Genomic DNA, 22156 nt, shown 5'->3' with positions numbered 1-22156 from the left:
CGCTGATCTCGGCCTTCACCTTGGCGGCAAAGTCGGGATCGACGCCCATCGCCGGATAGACCTGCCAGGAGACCAGATGGGCCTTCTTGCCGAGGGGCGCCAGCTGCGGCACGCCCACAAAGCTCCATTCCGGCTGGGTGCGCACGTCGACGAGGCAGGCCCGGGGATCCTTGCTGAGGGCGTCCCAGGCTTCCTGGGGCGTGACATCGCCGGCATAGGTTCCCATTTTGCTCATCTTTCGCGTACCCCACTCAAAACACACAATCGCCGCCATACGGGAACAGTCGCACCCAGTGTCGAGCGCGCGGTGCCCGGATCGGCGGCGGTCTTAAAGATAAACTTAAGCCCGGCCGCCGAACCCGTTGGGATTGGGGGCCGTGGGCTGCAACCAATGCGCGAGAATGCCGTGCAGGCGCGCAATGTAACCGTGACTTGGTTGCCACAGGTGAAGAGAGGGGAAAACGCCATTGGCCCAAGCCCCTGTGCGGGGCAAAAGGGCGCCATTCCGGACCGCTTTCAAGCGCGCTGCGAAAGTGCTCTGAAAGCCAATACCGGGGCTCTGATGAAACGTGTCGTCACGCATCATAGGTCTTTGTTTTTTATATCGAATTTTCCCGAGTTCGAACCCCTTGGCGGGGCCCCGGCCGACGCCCTGTCCGCGGCCGAAACGAACTCTACGCGCGCGCTTCCGGACTCGCAACAAGCATGAATCAGGAACGTCCGAGATTCGAGTCGAGGGTCAGATCCTGTGGCCGAATCGACACAGAACAGCGTTGTTCCGGATAAAATTTGCCTACAACGGATAGTGGCGCAAGGATTGCCGACCCACAAAACGGAACCGCGGCCTTCTTGCGAAGACCGCGGTTCAATTCGTGCCCTGCCAAACCCTTGCGGGCGGCATTTGCGACGCTGCTTGCGCCCTTAGGCGAGCGCGCGGGCGCGCTTGGTCAGACGCGACATTTTGCGCGCTGCGGTATTCTTGTGAAGCACGCCGGTGACCACGCCACGGGCGAGTTCCGGCTGAGCGGCCTTGAGGGCGGCTTCGGCGGCGGCCTTGTTGCCGCTGGCGATCGCCTCTTCGGCATTCTTCACCGCCGTCTTCAGGCGGCTGGTGTTGGCGCGGTTGCGCGCCGTGCGAACGACGGTCTGGCGAATGCGCTTTTCCGCGGACTTATGATGGGCCATGGAGCAATACCTGCTGTGAAAGGTCGGAATTTCTATTGGCGGCGGGTTATACAGAGGGGCAGGGTTGGCGTCAACCGCTCCGAAGGCTTGTCGCGTTGCCCTTGTTTTTCAGGTAGTTAGAGCTAAATAGCAAAACTGGACCTGCGTGCCGCGCAGGCCGTGATCTCCCTGAAATCATTGGACTTGAGGCCGGTCGGGCGGCATAACCACCCCATATCCGGCTGATTTTGCCCCTGAAGGCGGTTTTTTGACAATGAGCGTGGTTCCTTTCCTGAAGATGCATGGCCTCGGCAATGATTTTGTCGTGCTGGATGCGCGCGGGAAGAAACTCGACCTCAGCGTCCGGCAGCGCCAGCGTCTGGCCGACCGCCACCGGGGCGTGGGCTTCGACCAGATGGTGACGCTGGAGGACCCGGTTTCGCCGGGAGCCGACGTCTTCATGCGCCTCCATAATGCCGACGGGTCCGAGGCGCGCGCCTGCGGCAATGCCACGCGCTGCATCGCCGCGCGCATCATGGGCGAAAAGGGCCGCCCGCAGGTGGTGATCGAGACCGTTTCCGGCCTCCTGCCGGCCGAGGACCTTGGCGACGGCACGGTCGCGGTCGATATGGGTCCGGCCAATCTCGATTGGCAGGCGATCCCGGTTGCCGCCGCCTGCGACACACTCCATATGCCGGTGGCGCTGGGCCCGGTGTCGGACCCGGTCGGCGTCAATGTGGGCTCGTCCCATGCCGTCTTTTTCGTCGATGATGTGGCGGCGATCGATCTGCCCGTCATCGGGCCGAAGCTTGAGAACCATTCCTTCTTCCCCAATCGCGCCAACATCGAATTCGCGCAAGTGATCGGTCCCGACCGCATCCGCATGCGCGTCTGGGAACGTGGCGCCGGGATCACGCTGGCCTGCGGCTCGGGCGCCTGCGCCACATTGGTTGCGGCAGCACGGCGCGGCCTGACCTCGCGCAAGGGCGAGGTTATCGTCGATGGCGGAACGCTCACCATCGAATGGCTGGAAAACGGCCATGTCCGCATGACCGGTCCCTGGACCCTCGCTTATGAGGGGAAGATCGACCTCGACCAGTTGAGCAGCGATCATGTCTGAAGAGACGGTGGCACCGGTCGCGGAGGTGGCTGTTCCCGGCCAACCGCAGCTCGTCACCTTCGGCTGCCGCTTGAATGCCTTTGAGAGCGAAGTGATCCGCGGCCATGCCAGTGCGGCCGGGCTTGGCGATGCCATCATCTTCAACACCTGCGCCGTCACGTCGGAAGCCGAGCGCCAGGCGCGCCAGGCGATCCGCAAGGCGCGGCGCGAGAATCCCAGTGCCCGCATCATCGTCACCGGTTGTGCTGCACAGATCGCGCCGGAAAAGTTCGCCGAGATGGCGGAGGTCGATGCGGTTCTCGGCAATGAGGAAAAGCTGAAGGCCGAAAGCTTCGCCGCCCTTTCTTTGTCGCGCGAGCCCAGCGTGCAGGTGTCCGACATCATGTCGGTGACGGAGACGGCGCCGCATCTCATTTCCGGTTTTGCCGAACGCGCCCGCGCCTTTGTCGAGATCCAGCAGGGCTGCGATCATCGCTGCACCTTCTGCATCATCCCCTTCGGGCGCGGCAACAGCCGCTCGGTGCCGGTGGGGGCCATTGTTGAGCAGATCCGCACGCTGGTCGCCAACAATGTCCGCGAAGTGGTGCTGACCGGGGTCGATATCACCTCGTTCGGCGGCGACCTCCCCGGCAAGCCGCAGTTGGGCGCGCTGGTCAGGCGTATCCTCAATCTGGTGCCGGACCTGCCGCGCCTGCGTCTTTCCTCGCTCGATGTGGTCGAGGTCGATGAGGAACTGAAGGACATCATCGCCACGGATGCGCGCCTGATGCCGCATCTTCATTTATCGCTGCAAGCCGGCGACGACATGATCCTGAAGCGCATGAAGCGCCGCCACAGCCGCGACGATGCGATCCGCTTTGTGGCCGAGATGCGCGCGCGCCGGCCGGATCTGGTCTTCGGCGCCGATCTCATCGCCGGCTTCCCGACCGAGACGGACGCGATGTTCGAGAACTCGCTGCGCCTCGTCGATGAATGCGATCTCACCTTCCTGCACGTCTTTCCCTATTCGGCGCGGAAAGGGACGCCCGCGGCGAAGATGCCGCAGGTGCCCGGCAATATCCGCAAGGAGCGGGCGCAGATCCTGCGCGCGCGGGGTCTCGAGCGCCAGCGCGCCTATTTCGCGCGGCTGCTGGGTAGCCCGGCGCGCATTTTGGTCGAGAAGTCGGAAGGCGAGCGCGCCTTCGGTCATTCGGATCATTTCGCGCCGGTGACGCTGCAGGGGCATGCCGCACCCGGCAGCATCATCGAAACCCGCATCGAAGCGGCGACGGACGAGCATCTCATCGCCACCGCTGCCTGATCCAGCGCCGCCCCATCATTCTTCAAGAGATCCCATGAGCGATACCAACGGCAACGAAAAGCGGGGCTGGTTCCAGCGCCTGAAGGACGGTCTCAGCCGCTCCTCGAGCAAGCTCACCACCAGCATCACCGGCATCTTCACCAAGCGGAAGCTCGACCGCGCGCTGCTCGATGAACTGGAAGAGGCGCTCATCGCTGCCGACCTCGGCCCGGCAACGGCGGAAAAGCTCACCGCCGCCCTCGCCAAGGACCGTTACGACAAGGAAGTGACCTCAGAAGAGGTCCGCAGCCTTTTTGCCGACGAGATCGCCAAGTTGCTTGATCCGGTGGCGAAGCCTCTGGTGATCGCCGAAAAGCCGCATGTCGTGCTGGTGGTGGGGGTCAACGGGTCGGGCAAGACGACGACCATCGGCAAGCTCGCGCGGCTTTATCAGGGCCAGGGCAAGAAGGTCATGCTGGCGGCGGGCGACACGTTCCGCGCGGCGGCGGTCGAACAGCTGAAGATCTGGGGCGAACGATCGAACGTCCCCGTCATCGCGCGCGGCGAAGGCGCCGATCCGGCAGGGCTCGCCTTCGACGCACTGACCCAGGCGAAGGCGGAAGGGATCGATCTCCTTCTCATCGACACGGCCGGGCGCCTCCAGAACAAAGCGGGCCTCATGGAGGAATTGGCCAAGATCGTCCGCGTCATCAAGAAGGTCGACGCCGCGGCACCGCACGATTGCCTGCTGGTCCTCGATGCGACCGTCGGGCAGAACGCGCACAGCCAGGTCGATATTTTCAAGCAGATCTGCCAGGTGACCGGCCTCGTCATCACCAAGCTCGACGGGTCGGCGAAGGGCGGTGTGCTGGTGGCACTGGCCGAGCGTTTCGGCCTGCCCGTGGTGGCGATTGGCGTTGGCGAGGGCCAGGATGATCTCAAGCCCTTCGCCGCCCAGGAATTCGCCCGCTCGCTGATGGATGTCGCGTAGCGGCAGCGTCTCCAAAGACGCAGGGGATGGGCCCATGACATCTGGGGCTGACATTTAGGGCCGGAGCCCTCGCTGCAAACGAAAGGAAGATCGCGACATGAATCGTTTTGGACTTGTTGCGGCATCGCTGCTGTCGGTGTTGCTGACCGGCACGCCGGCTGTGGCGCAGGAGCGGATCGGCGAGGTGTCGACCACCTTCCGTCTGATGAGTCCCAACGACAAGGTGGTGGTCGAGCGTTACGACGATCCCAAGGTGGAGAATGTCTCCTGCTATCTGTCCCGGGCCGAGACCGGCGGCTGGAGCGGGGCCATGGGGTTGGCCGAAGATCCCAGCCGGTTTTCAATTGCGTGCCGCGCCGTCGGCCCGGTGACCATCAAGGGCAAGATCCCGACCGACAAGAAAGGCGAAGTGGTCTTTTCCGAGGACGCGTCGATCATGTTCAAGGAGCTGCGCATCAGCCGCTTCTTCGACCAGCAGAAGAACGTGCTCGTCTACCTGGTCTGGTCGACCAAGCTCATCGACGGCTCGCCCTATAATTCGATCTCGGTGGTACCGCTCAACTGACGCCGCAATGTTGCCGCAATTCATCAGGTCAGCCTATCAAACGGGTCCGACCTATGCGGTTTCATCTATGGTGCCATTGAAACAAGCGATTGGGCGCCTTCGCCGACCTGTGTCATGGTCGCGTCATCATGCATACGCTTTCCCTCTCCATGACTTTGCTCGTCCTGCTCGCGGCCGTGATGCACGCCAGCTGGAACGTGATGGTCAAGATCGGCAACGACACGCTGCTCAATATGGGCCTCACCATGGGCCTTGCCGGGCTGGTGGCGGTGCCGTTCGTCTTCTTCACCGACATTCCCGATCCCGCGAGCTGGGTCTATCTGTTCGGTTCGCTGGTGACGCATCTGGGCTATTATCTCTTTCTGGTGCTGGCTTACCGGCATGGCGAACTCAGCCAGGTCTATCCCATCGCGCGCGGCTCGGCGCCGCTGCTGGTCGCCGTCTCGGCCTGGCTGCTGCCGCCTTATGAGGTCCTGGCCGGCTGGCAGATGGCGGGTGTCGCCGCGATCTCGACCGGCATTCTCTCGCTCTCCGTCGAAAAGCCGCTGACCGGCGGCCACAAATGGGAACCGGTCGTCTTCGGGCTGCTCACCGGCATCTGCATCATGGGCTATATGCTGTGCGACGGCCTCGGTGTTCGTACCGCCGGCCCCACTGAGGCGCAGCAGTTCGGTTACATTGCCTGGCTGTTCCTGCTCGACGCGCCGATGCTGGTGCTGTTCTGCGTGTGGCGGCGGGGCGTCGTGCAGGCACTTTCCTATTGGTCGGGGGCGTGGAAGCTGGGCCTTGCCGGCGGCTGCCTCTCCGCCGGCGCCTACGGCATTTCGATCTTCGCCATGAAGAGCGGTGCCTTCGCCCAGGTCAGCGCCCTGCGCGAGACCTCGGTCATCTTCGCAGCCCTCATGAGCGCCTTCCTCCTCAAGGAGCGGTTCCGCAAGCGCCGCTATGCTTCGGTGAGCCTGGTGGCCCTCGGCGCCGTGCTGCTGCACTAGGCGGGAAAGCTCTCCGACACCGGATGCACGGTCCGAAAGGATGTCGGCAGTAGGCCGGCGGCCTTGCCGCCGCCTGCAAAACGCACATATGACACGTTCGTGAAGAGTTTTTTGTGGACCGGCGGCACGGACGGGGCGAAGCTGGCCCCGCCCCCGCTGGGGCCAAATCGAGACGAGTTGGGACAGAACGACATGTCGGCTTCGGCCAAGGATCTGCCGGGTGCGGATCTGGGAAAGACCATCCGCGACAAGCATTACCAGGCCGAGGACACGCGGCACCATATGGGCCTGGGTGCCGAGCCCGGTCTGAATTCGCACAGGATGACCGACGATCCACCGTTTCGGCGACCCGAGCGGCACGGATCGACTGAGATGGGCCCGACCCTTTCGGTCGATCCGGCGGACCGGGTCTATGCGACCGGTGGCGAGGCGCGCGGGCAGGGGCGTTTCGGCATGGTGATCATCGCCTTGATCGGCGCTGCGGTCATCGGCGGCATTTTCCTGTGGTCACAGCGCGGGTCAGAGGAAGCCTCGGTCGTACCGAGCCCGATGCCCACCACCAGCTCGACAACAAACCCGGCCGATGTGACAGCGGCGAACGCCACTACCACCAGCCCTACGACGCCACCAGCGACGACGGCAGCGCCGGCAACGGCGACCCCGACGCAGGCGCCCACAACGGCACCGGCTGCAACAACGACTGCAGCGCCAGTTGTCGAGGAGAAAGCTGCAACGCCACCAGCGCCGCCCGCACCAGCGGTTGCCGCGCCGGCTGAAACCAGCGCGCCCGCCGCAACGGAGAAGGCGACGACAGAGAAAGCGGCCACTCAGAAGGCCGCGACAGAAAAGACGGTGGAAAAGCCGAAAACGGCTGCGCCGGCAGCTGCCACCACGGAGAAGAAGAAAAAGAAGGCGGCGGAGACGACCAAGGCGACGACGAAGCCCAAGCCGGCGGCGGAAAGTTCGGACGAGAATTTTTCGACGCTGCTGAAGAGCCTCACCAGCGAGGATGCGGCGGCACCCGCGCCGAGCGAACCGGCCGTTCAGCAACCTGCCGCGACACAACCAACCAATACGACGAAATCAAGCGCGCCCTTGCCGAGCTCGACGGCCCCATCGACGCCGGGCTCGCAATTGTTCACGCAGTGATCGGATCCTGTTCGTGAGGATGCGCTTCGCCCGGCACCAGCCCAGCGCCGGGAGAAGCGATCAGTGCGCGTGTTCCTGCATCAGCTGGAAGCGGCGCGCGGAGACCAGCGAGGACACGGCCAGCAGCTTGTGCGCGTAAGGGTCGCTGACATTGCGCAGACTGACGTGCGTCTGGTCGCCAGGGCCCTTGAAGCGCTTTTCGATACGCCAGTGCGGATACATGTGCGCCGGCAGTTTGTCGGAAATTTCGATCAGCACCGAGCCGACATCCAGCTGCCCGACTTCCTCTTCATGGAGGACATTGTCGTCGCGGTGCCACGGCAGCCAGTTGAGAATTGCACGCCCCATTTTGCGCCCCTGAGTTGCAACGGACCCGGCCCCTTGCCGGATACCGATAATGGGCAGTTTAGGCGTGATTTCTTAACAACAGGTTTCGGAGATTCCACTAACCCTTTGGCCGGACTTACTAAGTCCGGCCTTTTAGGTATATGTGATTATTCAAAGCTGATGTGTTTGATCTCGTCGCCGACCTCAAGGGATTGTAGGACGTCGAGCCCTTCGACGATCTGGCCGAACACCGTATGGCCGCCGTCGAGATGCGGCTGCGGGTCGAGAACCAGAAAAAATTGTGAGCCGCCGGTATCGCGGCCGGCATGGGCCATGGAAAGTGCGCCTTCGAGGTGCTTGTGCGGATTGCCCTTGGTTTCGCAGGCGATGCGCCAGCCGGGGCCGCCGGTGCCGGTGCCGGTGGGGCAGCCGCCCTGGGCCACGAAACCGGGGATCACGCGGTGGAAGTTGAGCCCGTCATAGAAGCCGTCCTTGGCGAGGACATAGAAGTTGGCAACCGTGTTGGGGGCGTCCTCGGGGAACATTTCCAGCTTCATGTCGCCCTTTGAAGTGGAGATGGTGCAGGCTTTGAGGCTTTTGATCTTGTCAGCCGGAAGGTCATGCACTTTGAGGTCGCCACGCGACATGAGTCTATCCTTTCAGGTCGAACCGCCCCTCTTTGAAGGGCGAAAGAGTTGGTGATCCGGCCTATCTAGGCCGAACCCGCAGCGACTGCAACTGGTCGCGCGTCCTATGGGAACATAAGCGGTGGGAAGATCAGGAGCCGCTCAGCCCTTTTTCGCGAGATCCGCCGCGAACTCGGCGAAGATCTGGTTGAGGCCCTCGTTCAGCGCGTGCACCGCATCGTCGATATCGGCGCCGCTCGCCACCTTCGTCACCTCATAACTGCCGGAGGCGACGATGGCGTCGGTCGCCTTGTCGATGAGAGCGAGGTCGAGCGCGATCACGGCACTGTTCTTGCTGCCCGACAATTGCTCAAGGCGCTTGATGCGGCCCTCGACGCGGTACTGCGCGTCAACGCGGAGTTCGCTGGGGACCACGTTGGAGGCAAGCCCCGCCGCACGCAGATAGGCGATGAGCTGGTCGCGCAGCATTGCCGGCGGCGGGTCGGTCCAATAGGCGTAATTGCGCTGTTCGAGCTTCAGCCCGTTATCCTTGGTGAAGAGCAAGGGCCGTTCGCCCATGACACCTTCGGCTTGCAGCGGCGGTATCTCGACGACGCCGGCGATCGGGGTCGCAATCGTTGCGGGCTCGCTCGAAGCGATCAGGCGGAAATATTGCTCCTTGGGCACCGGTGGCGCCGCACCGAAGCAGGCGGCAAGGCCCAGGGAAGCGGCGGTCAGCGCGCCGACAAGGGCCGCGCGGCGGGCCAGGTGGAACAGGCTCATTCTTCCTCTCCGCTATTCTGCTTCAGCCCTTTGTCGGTCTCCGGATTGCTGCCGGAAAGCAGCAGGCCCGGATTTTGCCGGATCAGGCGGCTGAACTCGTTCATGTTGCGTGTCGTGCCGTCAAGATTGTGGGTGATCGAATCGATGTTCTGCGCCACCGCACGCAGGATGTATTCGAGATCGGCCACGGATTTGTCGACGCCCTTGCGGTTGTCCGCAACCAGGGCCTTGATTTCATCGGCGACCTGGGTGATGCGGCCACCCAGCGATTTCAGATCCTGGCTCGCCACTTCGGCATTGGCCGTCGCCTTCTCGATGTTGGACAGCGACTTGTCGATGGCGCCGATATTCTTGTCCGACAGGATCCGGTCGACCTTGCCCATCTCGACATTGATCTGGCTCGAGAAGCTTTCGACATTGCTCATGATCGTCGGCGTCTTCGAATTCACTTCGGTCGCGATCGAATTCAGCGATCCCATCAGCTGCTGCAAATTCGTTTCGGTCGTGTTGCCGATGCGATCGATGATCTCGCCGATGCGGGCGACGAGGGGCTTCAGCGACGATTTGGAGAGATCGCCGATTTCGCCCGCCACCTGCGCCATCAGGGAGAACATGTCGGCCGCGGTGCCGCCGGCAATCTCGCCGCCCGGCGCAATCGTTTCTTGCGACTGCCCGCCGTTGATCTCGATGGTCTTGCCGGCCAGGAAGCTCGATGCGGCAATGCGGGCGATGGAATCGCTCGGAAATTTCCAGCCTTCCTTGACCGCGATCTGCAGGCGGAAGCGGTATTTGCCGGCTGTGTATTCCGGGTTGATCCCCTCGACCTGGCCGATCGGGAAACCGGCGAAGCGCACGACGGTGCCGTACTTCACGTCGGTCACGTCGTCGAGGACGATCGAATATCCGTCGGTCGGACCTGTGCGGCCGGCGAGCAAGGACAGCATCACCACCAGGGCCACGATCATGGCGGCGACAAAGATGCCGACGGCCGTGTAATTGAGGAAATGATTGCGCATCGTCTTGTTATCCCCCGCCAGTTAGTCGCCAGCCAGCCGGCGCAGATATTCGGTTGGATCGATTTCGACCTCTTCGGAGCGGCGATGCAGCAGGTTCTGCACGCGCTCGTTGGTCGAATTGCGGACCGCGTCGACGCGATCACAGGCCAGGATATGGCCCTTGTCGAGAATGGTGATGCGGTCGGCGATCTTATAGGCGCTCTCGACATCGTGGCTCACCACCACGACCGAGATGTCCATCGCGTCGCGCAGCTTCAGAATGAGGTCGTCGAGCGCCGAGGAGACCACCGGGTCAAGGCCCGAGGAAGGCTCGTCGAGGAAGATGAGCTTGGGGTCCATGACGATGGCCCGCGCGATCGAGGCGCGCTTCATCATGCCGCCGGAAAGGTCGGACGGCATCAGATGGCCGAAGCCGGAGAGGTTGCAGACCTCCAGCTTCATGTTGGCCATGATGTCCATCGTGCGCTCTTCCAGGTCGGTCAGTTCCCGCAAGGGCAGTTTCACGTTCTCGGCCACCGACATCGATGAGAAGAGCGCGCCGAACTGAAAGGCGACGCCGATGCGGCGCTTCAAATCGAGAAGCTGCATGCGCGAAAGCGCGCCCATATCCTTGCCCAGCAGCTTGATCTTGCCGGGGAGCGGCGGCATCAGGCCGACGAGATGGCGCAGCAAGGTGGTCTTGCCGGAGCCCGACCCACCCATGATCACCATGATCTCGCCTTCGCGCACGTCGAGATTGATGTCGAACAGGACCTGGCGCGAGCCGAACGACCAGTCGAGGCGGTCGACCTCGATCACCTTCTTGCGCGCGGCCAATTCCTCGGCGCTGGGGCGGTTGACGGTATCGGTTGCGGAAATGCTGCTCGACATGGCGTTACTGCGTCGTCATGTAGGCGAAAATCATGTCGGCGACGACGATGAGGGTAATGGAGATGACGACCGACCGTGTCGTCACTTTGCCCACACCCTCGGCGCCGCCTTGCACCATCGACCCGTTCACCACGCCGACCAGGGCGATGATGATTCCGAACAGCGTCGCCTTGCCGAGCCCGTGCCAGACGTCGCCGGTCTTCAGCACGTCGATCGTGTCGTTGAGATAGGCGCCGAAAGATTGGTGCAGCTGGGCCGAGACATAGAGGCCTGCCGCCAGGATCGAGACCAGATTGGCCCACATGGCCAGGCACGGCATCATGAGAACAAGAGCCAGCAGCACGGGCGAGACGAGGAAGCGGACCGGGTTGATGCCCATCACCTGCAGGGCATCGACTTCCTGGTTGATGCTCATGGTGGCAAGGCGCGCGGCGATCGCGGAACCGGACCGGCCGGCGATGAGGATGCCCATGATCATCGGGCTGAACTCGCGCACCACGGACAGGGCGATGCCGATATAGGCATATTGCTCGGCGCCGAACAGGCCGAGGCTGTAAAGGCTCTGGATGGCCAGCATCAGGCCGATGGTGGCGGCGAGCAGGGTGGCGATCGGGAGGGCGGTGACGCCGAACTGCATCATCGCACCGAAGGTGGCGCTGAACCGCACGGGCTGCCGATAGCGCCAGCCGGTCAGCGTCCAATAGATCGCCTCGAAAAAGATGGCGGCGGCATAGCCCATCTCGTCGAGCCCGGCCACCGTGCGGCGGCCGAGGCCCTCGAAGAACTTGCCGGGTATCTTGGCGAGGTTGGCCATCGCGGGGCGTCGCCGTCAGGACTGCGCGGCCAGCGCCGCGGCGACGTCGGCATGGATGGTGAAGACCTTGTCGAGGCGGGCGAGTTCCAGGACGCGCCGGGCCCGGGGGCTCACCGCGACCAGCGACAATTCGTTCTTCTGTTTCCTCGCCACTTGCAGGCCCTCGACCAGACTGGCGATGCCGGATGAGTCGATGTAATCGACCCCGGACATGTCGACCAGCAGATCCTTCTTCTGCTTCAAGCTGGCAAGGAGTGCCTTCCGGACGTCACCGGCATTCTCCAAATCGATATCGCCTTCCAATGCGACGACGATCTTGCCCTGTTCTTCTTTGACGCTGGCTACGGTCATCCCCTAATTCCCACCCTTGCTGTCCGCCCTATTGCGATCCGTTGGATCGCCTTCTGCGGGGCGGCGCCGTTTGACAAGTTCCAACAGGTTCCCCTCCCCGTCCGGCAGGGGGATGAAGCTGGCATCGTCCATGATGGCCCGGATGAAGTGCGTCCCCAATCCACCGGGTCTTAGCTCGTCGAGCGGCCTTGGTTCTATCTTACCGGCATCCACCCGTGGTGCAAAATCGCGCAATCGGAGCATGATTCCGTCGGGCAGACGATGCACCGCCAGTGTGATTTCGCCCTTCACCTGGCCGCCATAGGCATGAACCATGATGTTTTCGATGGCCTCGCCGGCAGCCAGGACCAGGTCCTGGACTTCGTCCTCGGCGAATTGGCAGGCCTTGGCGGCGGCCTCCAGGGCCGGTCGCATCAGCTTCAGGCGGCTGGGGTCGGCCGGGAAAGAGAGGCCGAACAGGAAGTCGCCCTCCGGCGGGACTGCCATTTCAGTGGGATGATCGCGGTTCCAGGACTTGCCGGCGGCCTGATCGTCGATGGCGAGCAGAGTCAGGTCGTCCCGTGCCTGCCAGCCGCCCTGGTCAAGTTCCGCCAGGATCATGTTGAGGCGCTGGCGCAGGGACCCGGCATGGGCATATTCGAGCAGCTGGTTGAGCCCTTCGACCCCCAGCTCCTCGTCGCCATAGCGGAATTCCGTGAGACCGTCCGAGAAGGCGACGAAGAGGCCGCCGTTCAGGGTCAGTTCGTGATCGACGAAATGCGTGTCGCGCAGGATGCCGAGCGGCGGCGCCTCAGGCATGACGGTTTCGTAAAGATGATCCGGGAACTTGATCAGCGGCGGCAGGTGGCCGGCATTGGCAAAGCGCAGCAGGCCGGTCGCCGGTTCATAGAGCCCGGCCACCATGGTGACGAACATGCCGCGGCTGGTCGTCTCGCAGATTTCGCGGTTGAGGATCGACAGAAGGCGCGCCGGATCGCGGATCGTCTTGCCCAGGCACCGGAAGAGGCTCGCGGTCTTGGCCATCAGCAGCGCCGCATTCATGCCCTTGCCGGACACGTCGCCGAGCGCGAAGGCGATGGTGCCATCGGGCAGTTCGAAATAATCGTAGAAATCGCCCGATACTTCGCGGATCGGGCGGTTGATCCCGCAGATCGGCAGATCGTCATCTTCCGGCGGCAGCAGGCTGCGCTGGATTTCGGAAGCCAGCTCAAGCTCGCGCTTGATGCGTTCCTGTTCAAGGAGCTGGTCCGCGAGGCGCGCGTTGGAAATAGCAAGTGCCGCGGCATTAGCCATCACCTGCAGCATGTTGGCGTCCTGCCCGCGCTCGCCGTCGAAGGGCGCGCCATTGAGCTTGTTAAGGACCTGGACGGCGCCGATCAGCTTTTCGCCGACGCGCATGGGCGCACAGAGGATCGAGCGGGTCACGAAGCCGCTGCGCTGGTCCGCCGCCTTGAAGAAATTCTTGTCCTCATAGGCATTCTCGACGACGACCAGCCGGTCCTCGGCGACGGCGCGACCGACGATGCCCTGGCCCATCGGCACCTGCAGGCCCTCGATCCTCACCGGCCCGACACTGGCCCGGCAGGTCAGGGTGGTCCCGGCATCGTCGAGCAGGAACAGCGATCCCGCCTCGGTCTTCAGCAGTTCGATGATGCTGCCCAGCGCCTGGCCGACGGTCGCATCGACATTGAGCGAGGCGGCGAAGGAGCGCGCGAGGCTGGCGGCGAAATCGAGGGCGCCGGTATCTGTCTCTCGACCGCTCACGCCAAGTCCATCCCTGTTGCCTGATCGGCCATTGTTACGCCTGGAAAATGCTCGTTTCTATTGTGGCGGGCACTCTAGCCCGCGCCCTTTGCCGCCAGCAACAGCGCCCGTACTGCAAAATGGCCGGGATGAGAGGGCCGTCACACTTGTCGATCGCATTTCCGATCGGGCAGGGTATGTGTATGCTGTGGATAACAAGGCGCCGAAACGAGTGCCGCAGAAGAAACCGACCTGGGGGAAAGAAGCATGCCAATGCGGGCCCAAGGGCCTGATTCACCGATGACCGCCACGGGCGGCGTTTCCTTCGTGGTGGCGGACGATCACCCGATGGTGCGGGATGCTTTGGCCTCGGCCCTGAAAGGGGCGTTTCCGGAGGCAAAAATAGCCTTTGCCGGGTCGCTTTCGGAGACCCAGGCGGCCATCGAATCCGGTCCCGAGACGGATTTGGTGATTCTCGACCTCGACATGCCCGGGATGCTGGGGCTCGCTGGCCTCGCTGCCCTGCGCGCCCAGCATCCGGCTCTGCCTATCGCGATTGTTTCGGCCACAACCAATTCGGCAGCGATGCGCCAGGCAATCGAAATGGGGGCGGCGGGGTTCATCCCGAAACTGGCGGCAGCTGAGCGGTTCTTGGATGCGGTCCGGGCAATCCTGTCCGGTGCTGTGGCCCTGCCGGACGAGGCGAAGGACCATTCGCTGGCCAGCAAGGACCGGGACCTGGCCCAGCGCGCGGCCTTGCTGACGCCGCAGCAACACCGGGTCCTCTCGCTGCTGGCCGAGGGGATGCCCAACAAGCTCATCGCCTATGAAATGCAGATCAGCGAGCCCACGGTGAAGGCACATGTCACCGAAATCCTGCGCAAATTGGGCGTTACGTCGCGCACCCAGGCCGTGATCCTGGCGCAGCGCCTGTCGCTCGATCCGGTCGCCAAGCCGGTCCCGGTCGGCAGCGAGGATTGATCAATCCGCGGTCAGCATATGGTCGCGGATCCGGGTCAGCTGATCGCGCAAGGCGATGATTTCATCCAGCGGCGCGCCGATGCCGGCGCCGATATGTTTCGGGATATCACGCGCCTTTTCCTTCAATGCCCTGCCGGACTCGGTGAGGCTGACGCGTACCTGGCGTTCATCGCCGGCATCGCGCGACCGCATCACCAGCCCCGCCGCATCGAGCCGCTTCAGGAGTGGCGTCAGGGTGCCGGAATCGAGCTGCAGCTGCGCGCCGATCTCCTTCACCGTCACATCGTCGCGCTCCCACAGGACCAGCATCACCAGATATTGGGGATAGGTGAGGTCGAGCTCGGCCAGCAGCGGCTTATAGGCCCGGGTGAAGGCGTGGCTCGTCGAGTAAAGCGCGAAGCAGAGCTGCTGGGACAGGCGCAGCAGGTCCTTTTCTTGGTGCGTTGGTTCGGCATTGGGCATTGGTCGAGGCTCCTTCATTAACAAATGTAGGGCTTTCCCGGCTCGAGTGAAAGATTGTGTAAAATTCAATTGCGCAATTCAGGTATGCGATTCTGTCATGCAAAATTCAATTGTGCACAATCTAATTTGTGCCAATATCCAGTCCATCGACGCCGGACAATCAAGCCCGACGCCAAACAGCGCCCACCAGACAGGGGGCAAACGAAAGGAAGAGATCATGAGCGTCAACGTTCTCTATCGCACCCAGGCAACGGCCACCGGTGGCCGCGACGGCAAGGCCGCGACGGCCGATGGTACGTTCAGCGTGAATCTGGCGACCCCGAAGGAACTGGGCGGCGCCGGGGGTCCCGGCAACAATCCGGAACAGCTGTTCGCCGCCGGTTATTCGGCCTGCTTCATCGGCGCGCTGAAGTTCGTTGGCGGCCAGGAGAAGATCAAGGTCCCCGCCGATACCAGCATCACGGCCGAAGTGGGCATCGGTCCGCGGTCGGAGGGCGGTTTCGGTTTGACGGTGGCGCTCGACATTTCGCTGCCCGGCCTCGACCGCAAAACGGCCGAGGATCTGGTCGCCAAGGCACATCAGGTGTGCCCCTATTCGAACGCCACACGCAACAATATCGACGTAAAACTGACTGTAAAGTAAGGCAAAATCGGCAGCGGGCGGCCCATGTTGGGCCGCCCGCGACATTTTATGTCGGCTCATCGGCCCGGTTTCGCATCTTTCAAAGCGAAACCACTCAATCTTCGCAATGTTGCAATGCGAAAGCGGCATGGAAAAATTCGCCGCGACGCAATATATTATTCCGCAGTGCAACAACCGGCGACAAACAGAAACGCCGGGGCACGGGAGGAAGATATCCACACCAACGGAGGTCTTCCATGTGGCCCTATAGTGACGAAGAACTTGCCTGGCTTACTGAGAAGCCGGCCATCCGCGTAAAACCGTCCCCGTACGAAGCGGAACTCCCCGAATATTACCGACCGGCGAACAGCCTTGCCGAGAGCTTCGATTTTCATCGCCAGCGCGCTGAAGCGCTGCGCCATGAGGCGATCGGCCAGTTCTTCGGCGGCATTGCCAATGAGGCGGCGCTGGCATTGCGCCAGTTGGGTCAGTTGACCAGCGGCCATCACGGCAAGGTCGAAACGGCGATCAACGATCTGCGCCGCGCCGTGGCGCCCCGCAACGCCTGATTCGGACCGCCGACTAAGCGACGGAACGTTGCGAGCGCTGAGCGATCAGCGCCCGTAGACGTGCGGGCTTCACCGGTTTGTGCAGCACGTCGAGGCGCAGCGCCTTGGCGCGCGCCATGACGATGGGATCGCGGTTGGCGGTGATAAGGACCGCCGGCAGCGCATCGCCCCAAGCTTCGCGCAGCTTAGCAATTTCGGTGATACCGTCCGGCTGGTCGTCGCCGAGGTGAAGGTCGATCAGCAGCAGATCCGGTGATTGCGCGCGTCCGGCTGAGGCGCCGAGGGCCGCGTCGGCATTGGCGGCCGTGATCACGTCGCAGCCCCAGCTTTTCAGCAAGACATCCATGCCTTCGCGCACTTGCTCCTCATCGTCGATGCAGATGATGAAGGGCGCCCGCGCCAGCGTGCCGGCTGCTTCAAGATCGGCCAGCGCATCGCGCGCACTGGCGCTGTCCGCGACGGCGAGCGGCAGGTCAATGCTGAACGCGGCTCCCTTGCCCGGTGCCGAGACGAGACCGCGCGGATGGCCCAACATGCGGGCGACGCGGTCGACGATGGCAAGACCCAGGCCGAGCCCACGTTCGCCGCCGACGCTCGCCGGCTTGAGACGGATGAACTCCTGATAGATGTTGGATTGCTGGTGCTGGGCGATGCCCGGTCCGTTGTCCCGTACCTCGATCCTGATCTGGTCGCCGACCCGGCGGCAGCCCATCAGCACACGCGGGCGCTGGGCATTGCCGCGGCCATAGCGAATGGCGTTGGAGAGATAGTTCTGCAGCACGCGGCGCAGCAAAGCGGGATCGGTCGTCACCCATGCTTTCACCGGCACGATCCGGAGCGACATGCCGGCGCGCTCCGCCAGCGGGCCGAACGCGTCGGCCAGCGATTGCATGAGCGGCGCCAGCGGAATGGCGCGGGGCTCCGGCTTGATGGCGCCGGCATCAAGCTTGGCGATGTCAAGGAGAGCATCGAGCAGCGCCTCGACCGAGGAGAGGCCGAGGTCGACCTTTGCCACTAATTCGTCGGCCACATGGCGCTCTGCCAGCGCCGCCACGAAAAGACGCGCGGCGTGCAGCGGCTGCAGCAGGTCGTGGCTGGCCGCGGCGATGAAGCGTGTCTTGTCGATATTGGCTTCCTCGGCCCGGGCACGCGCCGATTCCAATTCGGCTGTGCGATCGGCAACGCGTCGCTCCAGGCTTTCATTGGCGATCTGCAATGCTTCTTCGGATTTTCGCCGTTCGGTGATGTCGACATAGAGGATGAAAAAGCCCACAACCTCGCCATCTTCGTCGAGATGCGGAATATAGGTGCCGCGCGCCACTTCGATCTTGGCGTCATTGGTGGGGAAGTCGATTTCGAAGACCTGCACGTTGCCAGCAAGCGCCGCATCGATATAGGGCTTCAGCAGATGATAGCGCGTTTCGCCCAGCACTTCGCGCACATGGCGGCCTTCGGTGGCGGCGGCACCGTCCTTCAGCGAGGCTTGATAGGGCCGGTTGGTAAAGCGATAACGCTCGTCGCGATCGATATAGGCGATGAGGACGGGAACATTGTCGGTAACGATGCGGGCGCGCCTTTCACTGTCGCGCAAGGCTTCGGCCGCGCGGACCCGCGCCGTCACGTCATTGGCGGTCAGGACGAAGCCGCCACCGGAGAGCGGGTCGGCACGCAATTCAGTGACTGAGCCGTCGGCCAGCTTGATTTCGCGCATTGCCACCGGTGCCACTTCAAGCACCGCCGCCAACGACGGAAGATGTGCCGGGAGATTGGCGATGTTGATGCCGATCGTCAGCGCATCGCGGTCGACGCCGGCCAGAATGGCAAAGCGGTCATTCCAGACTTCGAGCTTGCCCGTCCCGTCGAATACGGCAAGGCCGAGACCCATATGATCGAGCGTCCGGCGCAAGAGGTCGGCATTGTAGCGGATGGCGGCAGTGGCCTCGTCCAGCATGTCGCGGATCGAGCCTGGCATCCACAGACCCTTGCGCCGCGCGGTCGTGACGACGACGCGGGCCGAGGCCGCGCCGATCGTACCGGAAAGAAGCCGTTCGGTGAATTCTACGGCGGCCGCCCCCGACAGGGTCAGATCGCCGAACGCTTCGTCGGCGCGCTCGGGCCCGATGAAGCGGGCGGCGAGGTCCCTCAGCTGATCGAGTTCGGTGCGCGCGGGAAGAACCGGCCGGGCGCCGACCTTCTCCCTTTCCTCGCCGACAAAGGCCGCCGCCTGCTGCCGGTCGCGCGCCGCCGGCCGCGCCATCAGGGAGCCTGCCACCAGAAGAGCGACGTTGACGACCATCGCGAGAACGAAACCGCGCAGCAGCGGATCGAACCAGACGAGCGGGCCGATGGGTGGCAAGGTGGGCGCTTCGTTGGGCTGTATGGTCGGCCACAGGATCGCCCAAAACCAGACCGCGAAACCGCCAAGGAGGCCGGCAATGACACCGTAGCGGTGCGCGCGGCGCCAATAGAGGCCGATCAACAGCGGTGGTGCGAAATTGGCAACGGCGCAAAACGAGATGAGGCCGATCGTCACCAGCGGCAGGAGACCGGCGATGGTGCGATAATAGGAATAGGCGGCCAGCAGGATGACGAGCACGGCAAGGCGCCGCACCAGGAGGCCGAGCTGGCCGAGATTGGCCCCTTCTTCCTGGCGGCGGGCGAGAAGCCAGGGCATGACCAGTTCATTGCCGACCATGCCGGAAAGCGCCATGCAGGCGACGGCGACCATGCTGGTGGCGGCCGAAAGGCCGCCGATAAAGACGAAGGCGGTCAGCCAATCGGCACCGACCGATTGCGGCAAGGTGAGGACGAAGAAGTCCGGTACATGGCTGGGGTCGAGGCGCGCCAATCCTGCCATCGCAATCGGCACCACGAAGATGTTGATGGCAACAAGGTAGAGCGGGAACATCCAGCGCGCGGTGGCGAGGCTCTTGGAATGGTCATGCTCGACCACAGCGACATGGAATTGGCGCGGCAGGCACAGGAAGGCGAAACCGGATAGCACCGTGAGCGCCAGCCAGTTGGCGTCGATCATCGGATTGGCGAGTTGCTGCGCCGCAGGCAGGGCTGCCGTCTCGGCAATGAGGGCGCCGGGTCCGTCGAACACGCCCCAGACGATGAAGATGCCGCCGGCCAGCAGCGCGCAGAGCTTGACCATGCTTTCGAGCGCGATGGCCAGCATCATGCCACGGTGTTGTTCGCTGGCCTCGACATGGCGGACGCCGAAAAGAATGGTGAAGGCAGCCATCAAAAGGGTGACGATGAGCGCCGTGTCCTGCCAGATCGGCACGTGAAGGGTGCCGCTGCCGGCGATTTCACCGGCGCCGACTTTGCCGGACAGGGCCTCGAAGCTGAAGGAGACGGCCTGTAGTTGCAGCGCGATATAGGGCATGGCGCCGACGACGGCGATCAAGGTGGCGATGACGGCCACTGCACGCGAGCGGCCGTAGCGAGCCCCCAGAATGTCCGCGATCGAGGTGACGTTCTGCTGTTTCGCACGTGCAATAATACGCGACATCACTGGCCAGGCGAGCAGGATCACCAGGACCGGGCCGAGATAGATCAACGCGAAATCGAGCCCGTTGGTGACGGCGCGGCCGACCGAGCCGTAAAAGGTCCAGGATGTGCAGTAGATGGCCAATGACAAGGCGTAGATGGCCGGGCCGAAGCGGCCGTGCGACCAATTGGCGGCCTTCCTCTCACCCCAATGGGCGATCAGAAAGAGCAGGCCGAGATAGGCCAGGGCCAAAACGAGCGTGAGACTGCTGAGCGACATTTCCAGCAATTAATGCATGGGCTTATCTCGGGTGTCTATTGGCCCTAGGTCGCCCATACCAAAGTCTGGGGTCCATTCGACCCATCGAAGGCTTAAAGCGAATGTGGACTTCGATGCCAATGTCCACTCTTTCCACTTGCGAGTCGGAATGAGACGGCGCCAGCATCGATGGGCAATCGTCGCACCTGCAAGTGAAGCCGGGAAACGGCACCGGGGCGGCAAACTCATTGGGGAGATTTAAGCATGTCATCAGTCGCGGATTCGGCCGGTCGCGCCGGTCAGAAAGAACCGGCCGACGTCAAGACGGTGGTCTTTGCCTCGTCGCTCGGCACAGTGTTCGAATGGTACGACTTCTATCTTTACGGCTCGCTTGCCGCGATCATCTCGAAGCAGTTCTTCTCGGGCGTCAATCCGACGGCTGCGTTCATCTTCGCGCTGATGGCCTTCGCCGCCGGTTTCGCGGTGCGCCCCTTCGGCGCCATCGTCTTCGGTCGCCTTGGCGACATGGTCGGCCGCAAGTACACCTTCCTGATCACCATCTCGATCATGGGTGTTTCGACCTTCATCGTCGGTCTGTTGCCAAGCTATGCCTCGATCGGCATTGCCGCGCCGATCATCCTCGTCGCCCTGCGCCTGCTGCAGGGCCTGGCGCTGGGCGGTGAATATGGTGGTGCTGCAACCTACGTCGCCGAGCACGCCCCGGCCGGCAAGCGCGGCCTGCATACGAGCTGGATCCAGACCACGGCGACGCTCGGTCTCTTCCTCTCGCTGCTGGTCATCCTGACGACCCGTACCATGCTGGGCGAAGAAGCGTTCGGCGAGTGGGGCTGGCGTGTGCCGTTCCTCATCTCGCTGCTGCTGCTGCTGATCTCGGTCTGGATCCGCCTGAAGCTTTCTGAGTCCCCGACCTTCCAGAAGATGAAGGAAGAGGGCAAGGGCTCGAAGGCGCCGCTGACCGAGAGCTTCGGCAAGTGGAGCAACCTCAAGATCGTGCTGCTGGCGCTCTTCGGTCTCACCGCGGGTCAAGCTGTCGTGTGGTACACGGGCCAGTTCTATGCGCTCTTCTTCCTGACGCAGAGCCTCAAAGTCGATGCGACCACGGCCAATCTTCTGATTGCCGTATCGCTCGCCATCGGCACGCCGTTCTTCATCCTGTTCGGCTGGCTCTCGGACAAGATCGGTCGCAAGCGCATCATCATGGCTGGCTGCGCGCTTGCCGTGCTGACCTATTTCCCGGTCTTCAAGCAAATCACCCACTACGCCAACCCGGCGCTGGAAGCCGCGCAGGCTTCGGCACCGGTCACGGTCGTCGCCGATCCGGATAGCTGCTCGTTCCAGTTCAACCCGGTCGGCACGGCGAAGTTCTTGACCTCGTGCGATATTGCAAAAAGCTTCCTGGCCAAGGGTTCGGTGAACTATGCCAACGAAGCAGCGCCGGCGGGAACGGTGGCACAGGTGAAGATCGGCGAAACGGTGATCGACAGCTTCGATGGGCATGGCCTGTCGGCTGACGACATGAAGGCCAAGACCGAAGCCTTCACTGCCGCCATGACGGCCGCGGTGACGGCGGCGGGCTATCCGGCCAAGGCCGACCCGGCGCAGATCAATCATGTGATGGTCACGCTGCTGCTGGTTTATCTCGTGATCCTGGTGACGATGGTCTACGGCCCGATCGCCGCCATGCTGGTCGAGCTGTTCCCGACCCGCATCCGGTACACGTCGATGTCGCTGCCCTATCACATCGGCAACGGCTGGTTCGGCGGCTTCCTGCCGACGGTCAGCTTCGCCATGGTGGCCGCCAGCGGCGATATCTATTACGGCCTCTGGTATCCGATCGTCATCGCCGCGATGACGCTGGTCGTGGGTGTTCTCTTTATCCACGAAACCAAGGATCACCGCATGGAAGTCTGGTGAGATCCATCACCGGATAGGCGTTTCCCCCTCGGGCCCCGCTTGA

At 63.1% G+C, this 22156-nt stretch carries 22 protein-coding genes and 1 pseudogene; 11 read left to right on the top strand and 12 right to left on the bottom strand.

All coding sequences use genetic code 11. The features are described from left to right. Nucleotides 1-235, bottom strand: a pseudogene (locus ACE3PP_RS19605) (rhodanese-like domain-containing protein); the annotation flags it as partial. 156 nt (nt 236-391) lie between these two features. Between ACE3PP_RS19605 and ACE3PP_RS19600 the strand changes: the two are divergent. After that, a complete protein-coding gene (locus ACE3PP_RS19600; RefSeq protein WP_374384973.1) occupies nt 392-709 on the top strand; it encodes a hypothetical protein in 318 nt (105 codons plus the stop codon). 212 nt (nt 710-921) lie between these two features. On the opposite strand, the gene rpsT is transcribed toward ACE3PP_RS19600, so the two are convergent. Further along, nucleotides 922-1185, bottom strand: a complete 264-nt coding sequence (gene rpsT / locus ACE3PP_RS19595; protein WP_374384972.1) for a 30S ribosomal protein S20 — start codon at nt 1183-1185, stop codon at nt 922-924. A gap of 253 nt (nt 1186-1438) precedes the next feature. Here rpsT and dapF point away from each other — a divergent pair, with 253 nt between their 5' ends. The 6 genes from dapF (at nt 1439) to ACE3PP_RS19565 (ending at nt 7260) form a co-directional block, all read left to right on the top strand. Further along, nucleotides 1439-2284, top strand: coding sequence for a diaminopimelate epimerase (gene dapF, locus ACE3PP_RS19590; protein ID WP_374384971.1), 846 nt, complete (start codon nt 1439-1441; stop codon nt 2282-2284). After that, the gene (gene mtaB, locus ACE3PP_RS19585) at nt 2277-3584 is read left to right on the top strand and encodes a tRNA (N(6)-L-threonylcarbamoyladenosine(37)-C(2))-methylthiotransferase MtaB (protein ID WP_374384970.1); all 1308 of its coding nucleotides are present in this window, start codon (nt 2277-2279) and stop codon (nt 3582-3584) included. The genes dapF and mtaB overlap by 8 nt, the downstream gene beginning before the upstream one ends. A gap of 34 nt (nt 3585-3618) precedes the next feature. After that, nucleotides 3619-4554, top strand: a complete 936-nt coding sequence (ftsY, locus tag ACE3PP_RS19580; protein ID WP_374384969.1) for a signal recognition particle-docking protein FtsY — start codon at nt 3619-3621, stop codon at nt 4552-4554. 97 nt (nt 4555-4651) lie between these two features. Further along, nucleotides 4652-5119, top strand: coding sequence for a CreA family protein (locus ACE3PP_RS19575; RefSeq protein WP_374384968.1), 468 nt, complete (start codon nt 4652-4654; stop codon nt 5117-5119). 128 nt (nt 5120-5247) lie between these two features. After that, nucleotides 5248-6111 (top strand): EamA family transporter, encoded by an 864-nt coding sequence (locus tag ACE3PP_RS19570; protein ID WP_374384967.1) that lies wholly within the window; start codon nt 5248-5250, stop codon nt 6109-6111. Between the two features lie 99 nt (nt 6112-6210). Next, nucleotides 6211-7260, top strand: coding sequence for a hypothetical protein (locus tag ACE3PP_RS19565; protein WP_374384966.1), 1050 nt, complete (start codon nt 6211-6213; stop codon nt 7258-7260). 60 nt (nt 7261-7320) lie between these two features. Here ACE3PP_RS19565 and ACE3PP_RS19560 read toward each other — a convergent pair whose 3' ends face one another. The 8 genes from ACE3PP_RS19560 to ACE3PP_RS19525 form a co-directional block, all read right to left on the bottom strand. Then, nucleotides 7321-7608 (bottom strand): hypothetical protein, encoded by a 288-nt coding sequence (locus ACE3PP_RS19560; protein WP_374384965.1) that lies wholly within the window; start codon nt 7606-7608, stop codon nt 7321-7323. Between the two features lie 146 nt (nt 7609-7754). Beyond that, nucleotides 7755-8234 (bottom strand): peptidylprolyl isomerase, encoded by a 480-nt coding sequence (locus ACE3PP_RS19555; protein WP_374384964.1) that lies wholly within the window; start codon nt 8232-8234, stop codon nt 7755-7757. A gap of 141 nt (nt 8235-8375) precedes the next feature. Then, complete coding sequence (locus ACE3PP_RS19550; protein ID WP_374384963.1) at nt 8376-8996, bottom strand: ABC-type transport auxiliary lipoprotein family protein; 621 nt, start codon at nt 8994-8996, stop codon at nt 8376-8378. Continuing rightward, a complete protein-coding gene (locus tag ACE3PP_RS19545) occupies nt 8993-10012 on the bottom strand; it encodes an MlaD family protein (protein ID WP_374384962.1) in 1020 nt (339 codons plus the stop codon). Before ACE3PP_RS19545 ends, ACE3PP_RS19550 begins: the two co-directional genes overlap by 4 nt. A gap of 21 nt (nt 10013-10033) precedes the next feature. Continuing rightward, nucleotides 10034-10882, bottom strand: coding sequence for an ABC transporter ATP-binding protein (locus ACE3PP_RS19540; RefSeq protein ID WP_374384961.1), 849 nt, complete (start codon nt 10880-10882; stop codon nt 10034-10036). A gap of 4 nt (nt 10883-10886) precedes the next feature. After that, the gene (locus ACE3PP_RS19535; RefSeq protein WP_374384960.1) at nt 10887-11696 is read right to left on the bottom strand and encodes an MlaE family ABC transporter permease; all 810 of its coding nucleotides are present in this window, start codon (nt 11694-11696) and stop codon (nt 10887-10889) included. A gap of 15 nt (nt 11697-11711) precedes the next feature. Beyond that, the gene (locus ACE3PP_RS19530) at nt 11712-12047 is read right to left on the bottom strand and encodes an STAS domain-containing protein (RefSeq protein ID WP_374384959.1); all 336 of its coding nucleotides are present in this window, start codon (nt 12045-12047) and stop codon (nt 11712-11714) included. A 3-nt stretch (nt 12048-12050) separates the two neighbouring features. Then, nucleotides 12051-13811, bottom strand: a complete 1761-nt coding sequence (locus ACE3PP_RS19525) for a SpoIIE family protein phosphatase (RefSeq protein WP_374384958.1) — start codon at nt 13809-13811, stop codon at nt 12051-12053. A 246-nt stretch (nt 13812-14057) separates the two neighbouring features. Between ACE3PP_RS19525 and ACE3PP_RS19520 the strand changes: the two genes are divergently transcribed. Further along, a complete protein-coding gene (locus tag ACE3PP_RS19520) occupies nt 14058-14771 on the top strand; it encodes a response regulator transcription factor (protein ID WP_374384957.1) in 714 nt (237 codons plus the stop codon). Here the strand turns inward: ACE3PP_RS19520 and ACE3PP_RS19515 are convergent, their stop codons facing one another. Beyond that, the gene (locus tag ACE3PP_RS19515) at nt 14772-15233 is read right to left on the bottom strand and encodes a MarR family winged helix-turn-helix transcriptional regulator (protein WP_374384956.1); all 462 of its coding nucleotides are present in this window, start codon (nt 15231-15233) and stop codon (nt 14772-14774) included. 217 nt (nt 15234-15450) lie between these two features. Here ACE3PP_RS19515 and ACE3PP_RS19510 point away from each other — a divergent pair, with 217 nt between their 5' ends. Together ACE3PP_RS19510 and ACE3PP_RS19505 are read left to right on the top strand one after the other, a co-directional pair. After that, a complete protein-coding gene (locus ACE3PP_RS19510) occupies nt 15451-15876 on the top strand; it encodes an organic hydroperoxide resistance protein (protein ID WP_374384955.1) in 426 nt (141 codons plus the stop codon). Between the two features lie 236 nt (nt 15877-16112). After that, complete coding sequence (locus ACE3PP_RS19505; protein ID WP_374384954.1) at nt 16113-16424, top strand: hypothetical protein; 312 nt, start codon at nt 16113-16115, stop codon at nt 16422-16424. Between the two features lie 13 nt (nt 16425-16437). On the opposite strand, the gene ACE3PP_RS19500 is transcribed toward ACE3PP_RS19505, so the two are convergent. Further along, nucleotides 16438-20199, bottom strand: coding sequence for a PAS domain-containing protein (locus ACE3PP_RS19500; protein ID WP_374384953.1), 3762 nt, complete (start codon nt 20197-20199; stop codon nt 16438-16440). Nucleotides 20200-20442: 243 nt separating this feature from the next. Here ACE3PP_RS19500 and ACE3PP_RS19495 point away from each other — a divergent pair, with 243 nt between their 5' ends. Further along, nucleotides 20443-22113, top strand: a complete 1671-nt coding sequence (locus ACE3PP_RS19495; RefSeq protein WP_374384952.1) for an MFS transporter — start codon at nt 20443-20445, stop codon at nt 22111-22113. Nucleotides 22114-22156: the final 43 nt, after the last annotated feature.

This window comes from Dongia sp. (assembly GCF_041910485.1).
Lineage (GTDB): Bacteria > Pseudomonadota > Alphaproteobacteria > Dongiales > Dongiaceae > Dongia.
The sequence above is the reverse complement of the archived record's forward strand: the minus strand, read 5'-3'. Positions and strand labels throughout refer to the sequence as shown.